Annotated in this window: 12 protein-coding genes and 1 pseudogene; 8 read left to right on the top strand and 5 right to left on the bottom strand. The window is 75.2% G+C overall.

The window, feature by feature from the left end; translation table 11 throughout:
• Positions 1-4 precede the first annotated feature (4 nt).
• Entirely contained in the window at positions 5-973 is a 969-nt protein-coding gene (locus tag FKM96_RS02750) for an alpha/beta hydrolase (protein ID WP_147793941.1), read from the bottom strand.
• Positions 970-2,430 (bottom strand): MFS transporter, encoded by a 1,461-nt coding sequence (locus FKM96_RS02745; RefSeq protein WP_147793940.1) that lies wholly within the window; start codon positions 2,428-2,430, stop codon positions 970-972. The genes FKM96_RS02750 and FKM96_RS02745 overlap by 4 nt, the downstream gene beginning before the upstream one ends.
• Positions 2,431-2,550: 120 nt before the next feature.
• On the opposite strand from FKM96_RS02745, the gene FKM96_RS02740 reads away from it, so the two are divergent.
• Positions 2,551-3,444, top strand: coding sequence for a DUF72 domain-containing protein (locus FKM96_RS02740; protein WP_147793939.1), 894 nt, complete (start codon positions 2,551-2,553; stop codon positions 3,442-3,444).
• Positions 3,445-3,626: 182 nt separating this feature from the next.
• On the opposite strand, the gene FKM96_RS02735 is transcribed toward FKM96_RS02740, so the two are convergent.
• On the bottom strand, positions 3,627-4,004 hold the full coding sequence (locus FKM96_RS02735; protein WP_210417418.1) for an RNA-binding S4 domain-containing protein: 378 nt from the start codon (positions 4,002-4,004) through the stop codon (positions 3,627-3,629).
• A gap of 118 nt (positions 4,005-4,122) precedes the next feature.
• Complete coding sequence (locus FKM96_RS02730; protein ID WP_147793938.1) at positions 4,123-5,124, bottom strand: ketopantoate reductase family protein; 1,002 nt, start codon at positions 5,122-5,124, stop codon at positions 4,123-4,125.
• A 107-nt stretch (positions 5,125-5,231) separates the two neighbouring features.
• On the opposite strand from FKM96_RS02730, the gene FKM96_RS02725 reads away from it, so the two are divergent.
• From FKM96_RS02725 to FKM96_RS02715, 3 genes are all read left to right on the top strand, one after another.
• Positions 5,232-6,455 carry an amidohydrolase gene (locus FKM96_RS02725; protein WP_147793937.1) on the top strand — a complete coding sequence of 408 codons (1,224 nt, stop codon included), beginning with the start codon at positions 5,232-5,234 and terminating at the stop codon, positions 6,453-6,455.
• Positions 6,456-6,657: 202 nt separating this feature from the next.
• The gene (locus FKM96_RS02720; RefSeq protein WP_147793936.1) at positions 6,658-8,121 is read left to right on the top strand and encodes a S1C family serine protease; all 1,464 of its coding nucleotides are present in this window, start codon (positions 6,658-6,660) and stop codon (positions 8,119-8,121) included.
• 367 nt (positions 8,122-8,488) lie between these two features.
• A complete protein-coding gene (locus FKM96_RS02715; protein WP_210417349.1) occupies positions 8,489-10,240 on the top strand; it encodes a glycoside hydrolase family 127 protein in 1,752 nt (583 codons plus the stop codon).
• Between the two features lie 77 nt (positions 10,241-10,317).
• On the opposite strand, the gene ppdK is transcribed toward FKM96_RS02715, so the two are convergent.
• The gene (gene ppdK, locus FKM96_RS02710) at positions 10,318-13,029 is read right to left on the bottom strand and encodes a pyruvate, phosphate dikinase (protein ID WP_147793935.1); all 2,712 of its coding nucleotides are present in this window, start codon (positions 13,027-13,029) and stop codon (positions 10,318-10,320) included.
• 205 nt (positions 13,030-13,234) lie between these two features.
• Between ppdK and FKM96_RS02705 the strand changes: the two genes are divergently transcribed.
• The 4 genes and pseudogenes from FKM96_RS02705 (at position 13,235) to era (ending at position 16,915) form a co-directional block, all read left to right on the top strand.
• Complete coding sequence (locus FKM96_RS02705; protein ID WP_147796877.1) at positions 13,235-14,245, top strand: PhoH family protein; 1,011 nt, start codon at positions 13,235-13,237, stop codon at positions 14,243-14,245.
• A pseudogene (gene ybeY / locus FKM96_RS02700) lies at positions 14,242-14,695 on the top strand (rRNA maturation RNase YbeY). Before FKM96_RS02705 ends, ybeY begins: the two are co-directional and overlap by 4 nt.
• Complete coding sequence (locus FKM96_RS02695; protein WP_147793934.1) at positions 14,692-15,996, top strand: hemolysin family protein; 1,305 nt, start codon at positions 14,692-14,694, stop codon at positions 15,994-15,996. Before ybeY ends, FKM96_RS02695 begins: the two are co-directional and overlap by 4 nt.
• 1 nt (position 15,997) lies before the next feature.
• Positions 15,998-16,915 (top strand): GTPase Era, encoded by a 918-nt coding sequence (gene era, locus FKM96_RS02690; protein ID WP_147793933.1) that lies wholly within the window; start codon positions 15,998-16,000, stop codon positions 16,913-16,915.
• Positions 16,916-16,960: the final 45 nt, after the last annotated feature.

Below are 16,960 nucleotides of genomic sequence, written 5' to 3'. Positions count from 1 at the left end.
CGGATCAGGCCGCGCGGTCGCCCTGCACCCGCGCGAGGAACTCCGTGACCGTGCGCAGGTACTCCGTCCGCGGGCCGTCGGCGGACAGCGCGAGGTCGTGGATGCCGCCCGGGATCGTCACGAGCGTGACGTCGTCGCCGAGCCGGGGCGCGCGCGCCCAGATCTGCTGCACGTCGAGCACGGTGTCCTGGGCGTCGAGCAGCGGGTTCGACCGGGAGTTCGGCCCCGACTCCGCCGCGGTGGCGACCAGGACGGGGACGTCGATCCGCAGCCCGCGGCCCAGCCGCGCCTGGCCCCGGCGCACCGCGCGCAGCCAGCCCGCCCGCACCGGGAACCCCTCGGCGGGCTTGAGCGACCGGTCGTAGTCCCACCGCCCGCCGTGGTCGGCGTGCAGGTGCCACGAGTAGGCGGACGGCCCGTCGGCCAGCACCCGCATCCGGTCCACCGGCCCCAGGCTGTCCAGCACCCAGGTCGACACCACGCGGTGGAACCACCGGGAGTTCAGGTCGAACCACGGGCTGTTCAGCACCAGCGCGTCGACGGCCCCGCGGCCGCCGGGGCTGTCCGCCCACAGCGCGGCCGTGAGCCCGCCGGTCGAGTGGCCGTGCACCGTGAGCCGGTCGTGGCCGAGCTCGTCGCGCAGCAGCCGGGCGGCCAGGCCGAGGTCGGCGCGGTACTCGGCGAGGTCGTCGACGTAGTGCGGCACCTGGCCCTCGCGCCAGGACCGGCCGCACCGGCGCAGGTCGAGCGCGTAGAACGTGTGGCCCGCCGCGGCGAACGCGTCGGCGAGGTGGGTCTGGAAGAAGTAGTCGTTGAACCCGTGCACGTGCAGCACGGCGCCGCCCCCGGGGGTCGACCCGGGCTCCGGGGTCCGGCGGACGACCGTCGCGACCAGGTCCGCGTCCGTCCCCGACAGCGCGAGGGTGCGCTGCTCCCAGCCCGGCCCGAGCGGGTCGGGCCGCCAGCCGGTCACGCGGGGCCCCCGTCGGTCGACGCGCGCGCCCCGGGCCGGGCCGCGGCCAGGCGCAGCGGCAGCAGCGCGGCCAGGCCGATCGCGATGACGAGCACGATGCCCAGGATGCCCCACCGCTGCGAGCCCGCGACCGCCACGGCGGTCGAGAACGCGAACGGCGCGAGGAAGCTCGCCGCGCGACCGGTGGTCGCGTACAGCCCGAAGATCTGGCTCTCGCGCCCCGGCGGCGCGATCCGGGTCAGCAGCGAGCGGCTCGCCGACTGCGCCGGCCCGACGAACACGCACAGCAGCAGCCCGCACACCCAGAAGGCCGAGGTGCCGGCGCCCGCGAGCGCGAACGTGGCGACGCCCGCCACCACCAGCCCGACCAGCGAGACGACGATGAGCACGCGGGGACCGACGCGGTCGTCCAGGGCGCCGGCCGCGAGCGTCGAGATCCCGGCGACCACGTTGGCGGCGATCGCGAACACCACGACCTCGCTCGCGGAGAACCCGAACGTGCCGGACGCGATCACGGCGCCGAAGGTGAACACGCCCGCGAGCCCGTCGCGGTACACGGCGCTCGCGAGCAGGAACCACACGGTGCTGCGGGACGTCCGCCACAGGTCGCGCACGTCGGCGACGATCCGACGGTAGGCCTCGAGCACGCCGGGCCGGCGGCGCGCCGCGGCGGCCTCCGCGGGGTCGTCCGGCACCGCGACGAGCACCGGGACCGCGAACGCGCCGAACCACAGCGCCGACACCAGCACCGCGACGCGGATGTTCACGCCGTCCTCGCCCGTCACCCCGAACCAGCCGACCTCCGGGTTGATGAACCCGACGAACAGCACGAGCAGCAGCACGATGCCGCCCAGGTAGCCCGCGCCCCAGCCGAGCCCGCTGACCCGGCCGAGGGTCGCGGGGGTCGCGACCCGGGGGAGCAGGGCGTTGTAGTGCACGCTCGCCAGCTCGAACGTGAGGTTCGCGGTCGCGAGCAGCGCGATGCCGAGCAGCAGGTTCGCGGTGAGCGAGTCCGGGTCGGGCCGGACCAGCGCCATCGCGGCGCACAGCGCCACCGTGACCGCGGTCTGGACCGCCAGGTTCCGCCGCCGGCGGCCCGAGCCGTCCGCACGGGTGCCGGTGAGCGGCGCCAGCAGCGCGATGAGCACCCCGGCGGCCGTCAGGCCCCAGCCGAGCCAGGTCGAGTGCCGGGCGAGCGCGGCGTCGAGCGCGTCGCCGCCCGCCGCGACCACGGCGGGATCGACGAACGCGTCGCTGGTCAGCCAGCGCGTGAACACGAACGTCGTGATGACCGCGTTGAAGGCCGCGGAGCCCCAGTCCCAGAGGGACCAGGCGAGGATGCGGCCGCGCGCGCCGGGCGCGGGAGCCGGCGGGGCGGCAGGGCCGGGCGTCGCGGGGTCGGTGGGCGTCGGGGGCCCGGCCGGCGTCGGCGGCTGCGGGGCGGGGTCGGCGTGCACCCGCCAGGCATACCGTCATCGGGCGTCCCGCGCGTGTCGAACGGCTGAACGGGCCGTGACGTGGGCCCGGCGTCACCCGTCCGCGTTGCCGCCCGCTCGGTCCCTGCCTACGGTCCGGCCATGACCTCCACCGTCCGGATCGGCATCTCGGGCTGGCGGTACGCGCCCTGGCGCGGGGTGTTCTACCCGAAGGGGCTGCCGCAGCGCCGCGAGCTCGAGCACGCCTCCCGCCACCTGGGCACCATCGAGATCAACGGCTCCTTCTACGCGCTCCAGCGGCCGGAGTCGTACCAGGCCTGGCGCGCCGAGGTGCCGGAGGACTTCGTGTTCTCGGTGAAGGGCGGCCGGTTCGTCACCCACATGAAGAAGCTCGCCGACGTCGAGGTGCCGCTGGCCAACTTCTTCGCCTCCGGGGTGCTCGCGCTGGGCCCGGCGCTCGGGCCGGTGCTGTGGCAGCTGCCGCCGACGCTCGGCTACGACCCCGACCGGCTGGCGCGGTTCTTCGACCTGCTGCCGCGGACGACCGCCGCCGCGGCGGAGCTGGCCGGGCGGCACGACGAGCGGCTCGACGACCGGGCGTTCACCACCACCGACGCCGACCGGCCGCTGCGGCACGTGCTGGAGGTGCGGCACGCGTCCTTCGAGACGCCCGAGTTCCCGGCGCTGCTGCGCGAGCACGGGATCGGGCTGGTGGTGGCCGACACCGCCGGGCGCTGGCCGTACCTGGAGGACGTCACGTCCGACCTGGTCTACGTGCGGCTGCACGGCGACTCCGAGCTGTACGTCTCGGGCTACGACGACCCGGCGCTGGACCGGTGGGCCGCGCGGGTGCGCGCGTGGGCCGCGGGAGGGGAGCCGGAGGACGCGCACCGGCTGGGCCCGGCGGCCGCGGCGGCGCCGGAGGGGCGGGACGTGTTCGTGTACTTCGACAACGACACCAAGGTGCGCGCCCCGGTCGACGCGATGGCCCTCGCGGGGCGCCTGGGCGTGGGACCGCTGGTCGCCCCGGCCTGACCGCGGCCGACCCAGGGTCGCCGGGGGGCCGGCGGGCCCGCATCGCCCTGTCCGCACCCGACAGTGGAACGTCATGACCGACACGCCGACGGCGTGTCGGTCATGACGTTCCACTGTCGCGGGCGCGGGCGCGGCCCCGGGGAAGGGAGCGAGGGCGGGCGCGGGCGCCGGTTCGAGCGGAGTCAGCCGCGGCCGCGGAGGCGGTCGATCTCGCGGCGCTCGCGCTTGGTCGGCCTGCCCGCACCGCGGTCGCGCTGCGCCGCCACGGCCACCTGCTCCGGGGGCGGGGGTGCCGGGGTGCGGTCGACGTAGCACCGGGCGGCGGGCTCGGCGCCGACGCGACGCTCCAGGACGTGCGCGACCTCGACGATCCGCTCGGGACCCTCGCCGCGGACCCGGACCTCGTCACCGACCTTGACCGACGTGGCCGGCTTGGCGCGCTCGCCGTTGACGCGCACGTGGCCGGCGCGGCACGCGGTCGCCGCCGCGGCGCGGGTCTTGGTGAGCCGGACGGCCCACACCCAGCGGTCGACGCGCGTGGACGGCGGCCCGGCCGGCAGCGGCTTCGGGGTGGGCGCGGGGGAGCCCGTCGCCCCCGGACCGCCCGCGGCACCCGGGTCGGCCTCGCCGCCGCCCGCCCGGCCCGCCGCGTCGTCGCTCAGCACGTCGTCGCTCCGGTCAGGCCGCGGCCCGGGCCGCGCCGAGGATCTCGGCCGCGTCGTGCCCGCCGGGCTGCTCGCCGGCTGCCGCGGCGGCCTCGGCCAGCCGCAGCAGCGCCGCGTTCAGCGGCGTTGCGACGCCGTGCAGCCGACCGAGCAGCACGATCTCGCCGTTCAGGTACGCCGCCTCGATCGACCCGGCGCCGCGCACCAGGCTCTGCCAGGACGACCCGCCGCGGCGGGTGACGCCCGGCAGCTCCACCAGCGTGAAGTCGCCGCGGGCGGCGCCCTCCTCCTCGGGGGAGGTCGGCTCGATCCCCGCCGCCGCGAGCACCGCGCGCGCCTCGGCGACCGTCGCGGCCAGCAGCTCCTTCGCCGCGGGCTCGCGCACCGGGCCGCACAGCGCCTCGACGGCGTTGCCGAGGTTGCTCAGCAGCTTCGCGTACTTCCACGCCATGACGTCCCGCACGACCGGCGCACGGAACCCGACCGCCTCCAGGTCCGCGCTGACGGCGGCCAGGTCCGGGTCGGCGTCCCCGACGGGGAACGAGCCGAGGGTGAGCACGCCGGTCACCGGGCTGCCGGCCGCCGACACCCGGCCCGGCTCGAGGAACGTCGCGGGCAGCCACACGCCCATGCCGGCCACCCGGGCGAACCGGCGCAGCGCGGTGCGCTCGTTGTCGACGCCGTTCTGCGCGCACACCAGCAGCAGGTCCTCGCCCGCGGTCCGCCCGCCGGCGACCGGGCGGCCCGCCCACTGCGCCGTCGTCGCGGCGGTGTCCTGGCCCTTCACGGCGAGCACGAGCACGTCGCCGGGGCGCAGCTCGACGTCCTCCGGCCCGGCGGCCGTCGCGGCCCGGACCACCCGGGCGCCGGCCGGGGTCGTCAGGTGCAGGCCGTCCGCCCGCAGCGCGTCGAGGTGGGCGCCGCGGGCGACGAGCACGACCTCGCGCCCCGCCTCCGCCAGCAGCCCGCCGATGGTCCCGCCGACCGCGCCGGCACCGATGATCACGTATCGCACGCGTGCCACCGTGCCACACGCGGGGCGCTCGCGGCGTTCGGGGTCGGCCGACGGACGCCCGGGTCCCGGGTGCGAGCCGGTCCGGACGCCGACGTACGGTGGAGGTCATGACCTCCTCTGTCGTCGCCATCACCGGCGGCCACGTCGTCCCCGTCTCCTCCGACCCGATCGACGGCGGCACCGTCCTCATCCGCGACGGCCGCATCGAGGCGGTCGGCGCCGACGTCGCCGTCCCCGAGGGCGCAACCGTGATCGACGCGACCGGCCGCTGGGTGCTGCCGGGCTTCGTCGAGGCGCACGGCCACGTGGGCATCCACGAGGAGGGCGAGGGCGTCGCGGGCAACGACACCAACGAGATGACCGGCCCCAACATGGCGGCCGTCCGGGCGATCGACGCGGTCAACATCGACGACGAGGGCTTCCGCGACGCGCTGTCCGGCGGCGTGACGTCGGTCGTCGTGAAGCCGGGCTCGGGCAACCCGATCGGCGGCCAGTCGGTCGCGATCAAGTCCTGGGGCGGCCGCACCATCGACGAGCAGGTCATCAAGGCCGCCGTCTCCGTGAAGTCGGCGCTCGGCGAGAACCCCAAGCGGGTGTACGCGGAGAAGAAGCAGACGCCGTCGACCCGGCTCGGCACCGCGCTGATCATCCGGCAGGCGTTCACCGACGCCCAGCACTACCGCGCCGCGCGCGCCGCCGCCGAGGCCAAGGGCGAGCCGTTCAAGGTCGACCTCGGCCTGGAGACGCTGGCGCGGGTGCTCGACGGCGAGCTGGCCTGGGACCAGCACGCGCACCGGCACGACGACCTGGTGACCGCCATCCGGCTGGCCGACGAGTTCGGCTACCGGCTCGTGCTGAACCACGGCACCGAGGGCCACAAGATCGCCGACGTCATCGCCGAGCGGGACATCCCGGTGATCTTCGGCCCGATGTTCACCTCGCGGTCGAAGGTCGAGCTCCGGGACCGCGCGATCGCCAACCTGGCCGCGCTCGCGAAGGCCGGCGTCCGGGTCGCGATCACGACGGACCACCCGGTGGTGCCGATCAACTTCCTGGTGCACCAGGCGACGCTCGCGGTGAAGGACGGCCTGCCGCGGGAGACCGCCCTGGAGGCGCTGACCGTCAACCCGGCGTCGTTCCTCGGCCTCGACGACCGGGTCGGCGCGCTGGAGCCGGGCCGCGACGGCGACGTGGTCATCTGGTCGGGCGACCCGCTCGACGTGCACGCCCGCGCCGAGCACGTCCTCATCGAGGGCCGCACGGTCTACACCTGGGACGACGCGACGCAGACCGCCCACGTGGTGGAGCGGTCGGAGCGGTTCACCGCCTGACACGGGGTGTCCGGCTGCCGTGAGGTCGTCACAACCCGGTGAGGTCGTCACGAGCGAGTGACGACCTCACGCGGTTGTGACGACCTCGCGGGCCGGCGGAGGTTCATGGGCGGCGCTCAGGGAGGGTTCAGCGACCTTCCGGGATCGGGGCGTTCTCTTGCTCCTGTCGGCGCCACAGCGGCGCCCCGCAGGAGGTGCCCTCATGGACCAGCACGACCAGGCCGCTCAGCCGACCGACCCGCAGCCGACCGACCCGCAGCAGTCCGCCGCGCAGCCCGTCGGCGGTGCGCCGCAGCCGGCGACTGCGCCGCAGCCCGCGGTCGACCCCGCGTACCCCGGCTACGCCGCGTACCCCGGCTACGCCGCCTACCCGGGCGACCCGGCCGCCGCCCCGTCCGCCCCGCGCCGCTCCCGCCGACGCCGCACCGCCGTCGGACTGGTCGCCTCGGGCGCCGTCGCCGGGGCCCTGGTCCTCGGCGGGTCGGCGGTCGCGCTCGGCTGGCCCGCGGGCACCGCCGGCACCGGGCTCACCGCCTCGGCGGGCCGCGACGGCTCCGCGTCCGGCCTCGGCGGCTGGAGCGGCTCGACGGGGTCGCAGGGCGGCTCGTCCTCCGGCTCCGGGTACGGCGGCTCCGCCCCGTCGACCGGTCTCCCCGGCTCCTCGTCCGGCTCGGCGTCGACCGGCACCGGCACCCTCGACACCAGCACCGCCACCGAGGCCCAGCAGCAGGGCGTGGTGCTGATCGACACCGTGCTCGGCTACCAGTCGGCCGAGGCCGCGGGCAGCGGGGTCGTGCTCACCTCCGACGGCCTCGTGCTGACGAACAACCACGTCGTCGAGGGCGCGACCGAGATCACCGTGACGATCGGCACCACCGGCGAGACGTACACCGCCCAGGTCGTCGGCACCGACGCGACCGCCGACGTCGCGGTCCTGCAGCTCGAGGGCGCGTCCGGCCTGACCACCGCCACGCTCGACTCGGACTCCGACGGCGACCTCGCCGTGGGCGACGCGGTCACGGCGGTCGGCAACGCGGGGGGCGGCGGCGTGCTGCTCGCCGCGGACGGCACCGTCACCGCGCTCGACCAGTCGATCACCACGCAGGCCGAGGGCGTCTCGTCCGGCGAGTCGCTGACGGGGCTGATCCAGGTGGACGCGGACGTGGTCTCGGGCGACTCCGGCGGTGCGCTGCTGGACGACCAGGGCGAGGTCGTCGGCATCACGACCGCCGCGTCCTCCGGCTCGTCGGACATCACCGGCTTCGCCATCCCGATCGACGACGCCCTCGACGTGGCGACGCAGATCGTCGCCGGCCACGACTCCGACACGATCACGCTCGGCTACCCGGCGTTCCTCGGCGTGCAGCTGGCGACCGGCGCCAGCACGACCGTCCCGGGCCTGGGCGGCCTCGGCGGGGCGACGGGCTCGACCGGCGAGGGCGCGACCGTCGCGGGCGTGATCGACGGCACCCCGGCGGCGCAGGCCGGCCTCGCGGCGGGCGACACGATCACCGCGGTCGACGGGACCGCCGTGGCGGACGGCGACGCCCTGAGCGCGGCGCTCGCGACGCACGCCCCCGGCGACCAGGTCACGCTGACCTGGACCGCCGCCGACGGCACCGCGCAGACGGCGACCGTCACCCTGATCGCGGGCCCGGCGGACTGATCGCCGGCGACCCGCCGGCGCGCCCGGCCTCTCCCTGCGGAGGCCGGGCGTCGTCGGGTCGGCGCGCTGTCCAGCGGCTTACGATCTCCCGTTTGACAACGATGTAGAACCGTCGGGAGAGTGGCTCGGGCAACGGTGCACCGCTCACGGCGAGGAAGCCCCATGACGCACGCGTCCACCCCCGCGGACCCGACCGCGATCCCCACGACCGCGCTCGGGGCGCACGCCGGACCGGTGGCCCCGCGCGCCACCGGGCGGCTGACTCAGCGCCCGCTGCCGGCCACCTCGGTCCGGCTCGACCCCGCGGGGCCACCTGGGCCGCTGGCAGCGCCTGAACGCCGACGCCACGCTCCCGCACAGCATCGGGATGCTGGAGGACAGCGGCGCCCTGCCCAACCTCCGCCGGGTCACCGGCGAGCACGACGGTCCGTTCGTCGGCTACCAGTTCGCCGACTCGGACGTCTACAAGGTGCTGGAGGCGATCGGCTGGGAGATCGGCCGCACCGGGACCGACGCGTTCGACGGCTTCCTCGACCGGACCCTCGACCTGCTCACCCGGGCCCAGGACGCCGACGGCTACCTCAACTCGTTCGTCCAGGTCGACCGCCCGGACCAGCGGTGGGTGGACCTGCGCTGGGCGCACGAGCTGTACTGCGCGGGCCACCTGATCCAGGCCGCGGTCGCGCTGCACCGCGGCGCCGGCCGGGCGGACTACCTCGCGCTGGCCCGCCGGTACGCCGACCTGGTCGTCGCGACCTTCGGCCCGGACGGTCGCGCCGGGTACTGCGGCCACCCCGAGGTGGAGACCGCGCTCGTCGAGCTGTACCGCGAGACCGGGCACGAGCCCTACCTGGCGACGGCCCGGCGGATGGTCGACGAGCGCGGCCAGGACCTGGCGCTGCTCGGCCCGGACCGGCTCGGCGCGCACTACTTCCAGGACCACGCGCCCGTCCGGGAGTCGCCCGAGGCGACCGGGCACGCCGTCCGGCAGCTCTACCTGGACGCGGGTGTCACCGACGTGTTCACCGAGCAGGGCGACGTCGCCCTGCTGGACGCGATGCGCGCCCAGTGGGACTCGGCGCACCACCAGAAGATGTACGTCACCGGGGCGATGGGCTCGCGGCACTTCGACGAGTCCTTCGGCGACGCCTACGAGCTGCCGCCGGACCGCGCCTACGCCGAGACCTGCGCCGCGATCGCCGACGTGCAGTGGTCGTACCGGATGCTGCTGGCCGACGGCGGCTCCCGGTACGCCGACGCGATCGAGCGCGCGCTGCTCAACGCCGTCGCCGCCTCGGTGTCGGCGGACGGACGGTCGTTCTTCTACTCCAACCCGCTGCACCTGCGCGAGGGCCACCGCGAGGAGGAGAACGCACCGTCCCGGCGGACGCCCTGGTACTCCTGCGCGTGCTGCCCGCCCAACATCGCCCGGCTGGTCGCGTCGCTGCACGCGTACCTGGCGACCGCGACCGACGACGCGCTGCGGGTGCACCTGTACTCCGCAGCCACGATCGAGGTCCCCGAGCACCTCGGCACCGGCACGGTCCGCCTCGACACCGCGTACCCCGCCGACGGGCGGGTGCTGGTCGAGGTCGACGGCGAGCTCACCGGGTCGCTGGCGCTGCGCGTCCCCGGCTGGGCCACCGGCCTGCGGGTCGTCGTCGACGGCGCCCCGCTCGCGGCGACGGCTCGCGCCGACCTGCCCCTCGACGACGGCTACCTGGTGCTGCCACCCGGCACCCGCCGGGTCGAGCTCGACCTCGACATGCCGGCCACCGCCGTCGCCGCGCACCCGCGGGTGGACGCCGTGCGCGGGTCGGTGGCGATCGTGCGCGGCCCGGTCGTCTACTGCGTCGAGCAGGCCGACCACCCCGAGGGCCCGTCGGTCGAGGACGTGCGGCTGCGCGCCGGCGGCGCCCTCACGGTCGTCCCCGGGGACGACCCGCTCCCGCGCATCGTGGCGGAAGGCGTCGCGACGGACGCGGCGGACGTCCCGCTGTACCGCGCCGGCGCGGACCTGCCACCCGCCGGCCGCCCGGTCCGGCTCACCGCGATCCCGTACGCGCAGTGGGGCAACCGCGCCCCGGGCGCGATGCGCGTCTGGCTCCCGCTGGCCTGACGGGCGACCGCGGACCGGGCGCCGCGCCGCCGCCCTCCCGGTGTCCCAACCGGGCGGGCGGCGCCGCGCGCGCCCCCTCACCGGGCGTCGGAGTCGGCTCCCTGGATCGCGGCCCTGCCGGCCTCGAGCCGCGCGACCGGAACCCGGAACGGCGAGCAGGACACGTAGTCCAGGCCCACCGAGTCGAAGAACCGGATCGACTCCGGGTCACCGCCGTGCTCGCCGCAGACGCCGACGGTGAGGTCCGGGCGGGTGGCCCGACCCTCCTCGACGGCGATGCGGACGAGCCGACCGACGCCCTTCGTGTCGATGGTCTCGAACGGGGACACGGTCAGCACCCCGTTCGCGAGGTACTCCGGGAAGAACGCCCCCTCGACGTCGTCCCGCGAGAAGCCCCACGTCGTCTGCGTGAGGTCGTTGGTGCCGAACGAGAAGAACTGCGCCACCTCGGCGATGCGGTCGGCCGTGAGCGCCGCGCGCGGCAGCTCGATCATGACGCCGACGGGCAGGTCGAGCGGGACGCCCCGCGCCTCGCCGACCTCGGCCATGATCCGCAGCGCCTCGTCGCGGACCAGGTGCAGCTCCATCACGGAGCCGACCAGCGGCACCATGATCTCGGCGTGCGGGGTGCCGCCGGCCTCGACGCGGTCGGCCGCGGCCTCGCAGATCGCGCGGATCTGCAGCGCGAACAGCCCGGGCACGACCAGGCCGAGCCGGACGCCGCGCAGGCCGAGCATCGGGTTGGCCTCGTGCATCCGGCGCACCGCGGCGAGCAGCTTCACGTCGTGCGCGTCCTCCTCGCCGCGCTCCCGGGCGAGCGCGACGCGCACGGCCAGGTCGGTGAGGTCGGGCAGGAACTCGTGCAGCGGCGGGTCGATGAGCCGGATGGTGGTGGGCAGCCCGTCCATCTCCGCGAGCAGCGCGCCGAAGTCCTCGCGCTGCAGCGGCAGCAGGGCGTCGAGCGCCGCCTGCCGCTCCTCGTCGTCGTCGGCGAGCACGACCCGCTCGACCAGCACCCGCCGCTCGCCGAGGAACATGTGCTCGGTGCGGCACAGCCCGATGCCCTGCGCGCCGAGCGACCGGGCGCGCCGGGCGTCCTCGGCGGTGTCGGCGTTCGCGTGCACCCGCAGCCGGCGGGTGTCGTCGGCGTGCGTGAGGACGCGGTGCACGGAGCGGACGAGGTCGGCGGTCTGCTCGTCCTCGCCGGCCTGGTCGAGCGCGGCGTCGAGCCCCTCGCCCAGGTAGGTGCTGACGGGGGAGGGCACGACCGGGACGGCGCCGAGGTAGACCTCGCCGGTGGAGCCGTCGATCGCGAGGACGTCGCCCTCCGCGACCTCGTGCCCGCCCACCTTCATGGACCGGGCGGCCGGGTCGATGTCGAGCGCGTCGGCGCCGACCACGCAGGTCAGTCCCATGCCGCGCGCCACGACCGCCGCGTGCGACGTCTTGCCGCCGCGCGCGGTGAGCACGCCGACCGACGCGATCATGCCGCCGAGGTCGTCGGGGTTGGTCTCCCGGCGGACCAGCACCACGTCCTCGCCCGCGGCGGCGCGCGCCTCGGCCGTGGCGGAGTCGAACACCGCGGCGCCCACCGCGGCGCCGGGGGAGGCGGCCATCCCGGTGGTGAGCAGGGTGCGCTCGGCGTGCGCGTCGAACCGGGGGAACATCAGCTGCGACAGCTGCGCCCCGCTGACCCGGGCCAGCGCCTCGTCCATCGTGATGAGGTGCTCGTCGACCAGCTGGGTGGCGATCCGGAACGCCGCCGGGGCGGTCCGCTTGCCGACGCGGGTCTGCAGCATCCAGAGCTTGCCGCGCTCGACGGTGAACTCGACGTCGCACAGGTCGCGGTAGTGGGTCTCCAGCCGGCGCATCGCCTGGCGGAGCTCGCCGTACGCCTGCGGGGACACCTGCTCCATCTCCGCCAGGCTCAGGGTGTTCCGGATGCCGGCGACGACGTCCTCGCCCTGGGCGTTCGCCAGGTAGTCCCCGTAGTCGCCGGAGTGGCCGGTCGCGGGGTCGCGGGTGAACGCCACGCCGGTGCCGGAGGTCGGCCCGAGGTTGCCGAACACCATGCTGACGACGTTCACCGCGGTGCCGAGGTCGTCGGGGATGCGCTCGCGGCGCCGGTACAGCCGGGCGCGGTCGGTGTTCCAGGACCGCAGGACGGCGACGATCGCCAGGTCGAGCTGCTCGCGCGGGTGCTGCGGGAACACGCGCCCCGACTCCGTGCGCACGATCTCCTTGTACGCCTCGACGAGCTGGCGGAGGTCCGCCGCGTCGAGGTCCACGTCCTGCTCGACGCCCTTGGCCGCCTTGGCCTTGTCGAGCGTGTCGGCGAACAGGTCGCCGTCGATGTCGAGGACGGTCCTGCCGAACATCTGGATCAGCCGCCGGTACGAGTCCCAGGCGAACCGCTCGTCGCCCGCGAGCTCGGCGAGCCCGATGACGGACGCGTCGTTGAGCCCGACGTTGAGCACGGTCTCCATCATCCCGGGCATGGAGAACTTGGCGCCCGAGCGCACCGAGACGAGCAGCGGCTCGTGGAAGTCGCCGAGCCCGCGGCCCAGCGCGTCCTCGAGCCGGCGGACGGCCATCGTGACCTGCACGCGCAGCTCGGGCGGCAGGTGCCCCGTGCGCATGTACGCGCGGCAGGCGTCGGTGGTGATGGTGAAGCCGGGCGGCACCGGCAGGCCGAGGCGGGTCATCTCGGCGAGGTTCGCGCCCTTGCCGCCGAGCAGGTCCTTCTGGTCCTTGCCACCCTCGGAGAAGTCCTGGACATAGCTGGCCACGTGCACCTCCGGTACGACCGCGGGGGCGTCGTTGCACCCGCCCTCCCTACTCTGCTCCCCGCGCTCGCGGTCCGGTAGGGCCATCGGTACCTGGCGGAGCCGCACGACGACCGGGAGAATCCGGGGGCGGTGCGTCGGTGGGGGTCGGTAGGATGGGAGCACCAGTCCGCCTCGATGAATGGAGCGCACGGCGCACGCCGAGCACATGGCCGAGACCACACCCGATCGCCCGCGGCGATCGCTCCCCGGCACCGCCCGGGTCGAGCACCGGATCACGATCCCGTCGAGCGTGTCCATGGTCGAGCTCCTGGGGATGGACGACCAGGTCCTGCGCGCCGTGGAGGACGGCTTCCGCACCGTCGACGTGCACGTGCGGGGCAACGAGATCACCCTCGGCGGCCCGGCGGGGGACGTGGCGCTCGTCGCCCGTCTCGTCGACGAGCTGGTCGAGACCGCCGTCGCCGGCACGCCCCTGACCCCGGACGTGGTCACGCGCTCCGTCGCGATGCTCACCGCCGGCACCGCCACGCGCCCGGCCGACGTCCTGACGTTCAACATCCTGTCCAGCCGAGGCCGGACCATCCGGGCCAAGACCGCGGGCCAGAAGGAGTACGTCGACGCGATCGACCGGAACACGATCACGTTCGGCATCGGCCCCGCGGGCACCGGCAAGACCTACCTCGCGATGGCCAAGGCCGTGCAGGCGCTGCAGGCCCGCCAGGTGAACCGCATCGTGCTCACCCGGCCGGCCGTCGAGGCGGGGGAGCGGCTCGGGTTCCTGCCCGGCTCGCTCAGCGAGAAGATCGACCCGTACCTGCGCCCGCTGTACGACGCGCTGCACGACATGGTCGACCCCGAGTCGATCCCGCGGCTGATGGAGGCGGGCACGATCGAGGTCGCGCCGCTCGCCTACATGCGCGGCCGCACGCTCAACGACTCCTTCATCATCCTGGACGAGGCGCAGAACACCTCGGCCGAGCAGATGAAGATGTTCCTCACCCGCCTGGGCTTCGGGTCCAAGGTGGTCGTGACCGGCGACGTCACCCAGGTCGACCTGCCGTCCGGCACGACCTCCGGCCTCCGCGTGGTCGAGTCGATCCTCGACGACGTGGACGACGTCGCGTTCTGCCGGATGTCCTCCTCGGACGTCGTCCGGCACCGCCTGGTCAGCGACATCATCGACGCCTACGCACGCTGGGACAGCACCAAGAGATGAGCATCGAGGTCAACAACGAGTCCGGTCACGAGGTCGACGAGGCGGAGTTCGCCGCGCTCGCCCGCTTCGTCCTGGACCAGATGCACGTGCACCCGCAGACCGACCTGTCGATCCTGTTCGTCGACACCGAGGTCATGACGGACCTGCACGTGAAGTGGATGGACGAGCCCGGCCCCACGGACGTGCTGTCGTTCCCGATGGACGAGCTGCGCCCCGGGGCGCGCCGACGAGCCGACGCCCGCCGGGCTGCTGGGCGACGTCGTGCTGTGCCCGGAGGTCGCCGTCGAGCAGGCGCGCACCGCCGGCCACTCCACGGCCGAGGAGCTGCTTCTCCTCACGACGCACGGGATCCTGCACCTGCTGGGCTACGACCACGCGGAGCCGGAGGAGGAGAAGGAGATGTTCGGCCTGCAGCGCCAGCTGCTGCTGACCTTCCTCGCAGGACGATGACCGCCGGCGTCCCGCTCGGGCTGCTCGCGGCCCTGACGGTCCTGGCGGTGCTCGTGGCGGCCGTGCTGTCCGCGGGCGAGGCGGCCGTGCTGCGGGTGTCCCGCGGCGTCGTCGCCGACCTGCTCGCGTCGCGGCACCCCGCCGGCGAGCGCGTCCGCCGGCTCACCGAGGACCGCGCCGCGGTCGCCGGGTCGGCCGGCGTCGTCCGGCTGCTGTGCGAGATGGTCGCGGCCGTCTGCCTCACGCTCGCGATCGCCGCCTCGTCGCTGCCGTGGGCGGCCGAGCTGGTCGTCGCCGTGGCCGCCTGCGCGTTCCTCACCGTCGTGCTGGCCCGGCTCAGCCCGCGCTCGCTCGGCCACCGGTACCCCCGCCAGGTGCTCACCACCACGTCCCGGCTGCTGCTCGGCGTGCGCGCCGTCGCCGGCCCGCTGGTCCGGGTCGCGCCGGCCGCGGGCACCGACCTCGACGAGGACGAGCTGCGCGAGATGGTCGAGCGCGTGGGGGAGTCGCCGTCGATCGACGTGGACGAGCGCGCGATGGTGCGCTCGGTGCTCGGGCTCGGCGACACCCTGACCCGCGAGGTCATGGTGCCGCGCACCGACATGGTCACGACCCACGAGGCGACGCCGCTGCGCAAGGTCCTGTCGCTGCTGCTCCGCTCCGGGTACTCCCGCGTCCCGGTGGTCGGCGAGGGCGTCGACGACCTGCGCGGCGTGCTCTACCTCAAGGACCTGGTGCGCCGGATGCAGGACGACCCGGAGGGCGCCGAGGCGCCGGCCGGCTCGCTGGTGCGGTCCGCCGTGTTCGTGCCGGAGTCGAAGCCGGTCGACGAGCTGCTGCGCGAGCTGCAGGCCGGCGCCAGCCACATCGCGATGGTCGTCGACGAGTACGGCGGCATCGCCGGCCTGGTGACGATCGAGGACGCCCTCGAGGAGATCGTCGGCGAGCTGACCGACGAGCACGACCCGCACGCCCCGCAGGTCGAGGACCTCGGCGGCGGCACCTACCTGGTGCCCGCGCGGCTCGCGAAGGACGAGCTCGGCGAGCTGTTCGGCCTGGACGTCGAGGACGACGACGTCGACACCGCGGGCGGCCTGCTCGCCAAGGCGCTCGGCAAGGTGCCCATCCCGGGCTCTGCCGGCGAGATCCACGGCCTCCGCCTCGTCGCGCAGGGTACCGAGGGCCGGCGCAAGCGCGTCGCCCGGGTGCTCGTCTCCCGAGCCCCGGAGCCCGACGACGCGGACGCCCGCGAGACCGCCGACCGACCGGCCGACCCGGCCCCCACCCCGACGGACCACTGACATGACGGAGACCCCCGTGCCCCACCGCTCCGGCTTCGCCTGCCTCGTCGGCCGGCCCAACGCCGGCAAGTCGACGCTCACCAACGCCCTGGTCGGCCAGAAGGTCGCGATCACCTCCGGGCGGCCCCAGACGACGCGGCACACGGTCCGCGGCATCGTGCACCGCCCGGACGCCCAGCTCGTGCTGGTGGACACCCCCGGGCTGCACCGGCCGCGCACCCTGCTCGGCGAGCGGCTGAACGACCTGGTGCGCGACACGCTCAGCGAGGTCGACGTCGTCGGCTTCTGCCTGCCGTCGGACCAGAAGGTCGGCCCGGGCGACCGGTTCATCGCCGAGCAGCTGGCGCAGCTGGGCCGCCGGACCCCGGTCGTGGCGATCGCCACCAAGGCCGACCTGGTGGGCAAGCAGCGGCTCGCGGAGCACCTGCTCGCCGTGTCCGAGCTCGGCGAGTGGGCCGACATCGTGCCGGTGTCCGCCGAGTCGGGCTACCAGGTCGACGTCGTGGAGCAGGTGCTCGTCCAGCACCTGCCCGAGGGCCCCGCGCTGTACCCCGAGGGCGAGCTGACCGACGAGCCCGAGGCCGTGATGGTCGCCGAGCTGGTCCGCGAGGCCGCGCTCGAGGGCGTGCGCGACGAGCTGCCGCACTCGCTGGCGGTCGTCGTCGACGAGATCGTCCCCCGGGAGACCGGCGCGGGCGAGACCCCGATGCTCGACGTCCGGGTGAACCTGTTCGTCGAGCGGGACAGCCAGAAGGCGATCGTGATCGGGCGCGGCGGCTCCCGGCTGCGCGAGGTGGGCACGACCGCGCGCCGCGGGATCGAGGCCCTGCTCGGCTCCCGGGTGTACCTGGACCTGCACGTCAAGGTCGCGAAGGACTGGCAGCGCGACCCCAAGCAGCTCGGGCGGCTGGGCTTCTGAGCACCGCGACCACGCAGCGCGAGCAGGGGGTCCCCCCGGGGGGTA

This window comes from Cellulomonas sp. Y8, from assembly GCF_008033115.1.
Lineage (GTDB): Bacteria > Actinomycetota > Actinomycetes > Actinomycetales > Cellulomonadaceae > Cellulomonas.
This window is presented reverse-complemented; position numbering and strand designations above follow the sequence as displayed.

Bases quoted from the DNA above. Each gene is read 5' to 3' on its own strand.
- FKM96_RS02740 (WP_147793939.1), top strand. From the start codon at position 2,551: ATGACCTCCACCGTCCGGATCGGCATCTCGGGCTGGCGGTACGCGCCC.
- FKM96_RS02725 (WP_147793937.1), top strand. From the start codon at position 5,232: ATGACCTCCTCTGTCGTCGCCATCACCGGCGGCCACGTCGTCCCCGTC.
- FKM96_RS02720 (WP_147793936.1), top strand. From the start codon at position 6,658: ATGGACCAGCACGACCAGGCCGCTCAGCCGACCGACCCGCAGCCGACC.
- FKM96_RS02715 (WP_210417349.1), top strand. From the start codon at position 8,489: ATGCTGGAGGACAGCGGCGCCCTGCCCAACCTCCGCCGGGTCACCGGC.
- FKM96_RS02705 (WP_147796877.1), top strand. From the start codon at position 13,235: ATGGCCGAGACCACACCCGATCGCCCGCGGCGATCGCTCCCCGGCACC.
- FKM96_RS02695 (WP_147793934.1), top strand. From the start codon at position 14,692: ATGACCGCCGGCGTCCCGCTCGGGCTGCTCGCGGCCCTGACGGTCCTG.
- era (WP_147793933.1), top strand. From the start codon at position 15,998: ATGACGGAGACCCCCGTGCCCCACCGCTCCGGCTTCGCCTGCCTCGTC.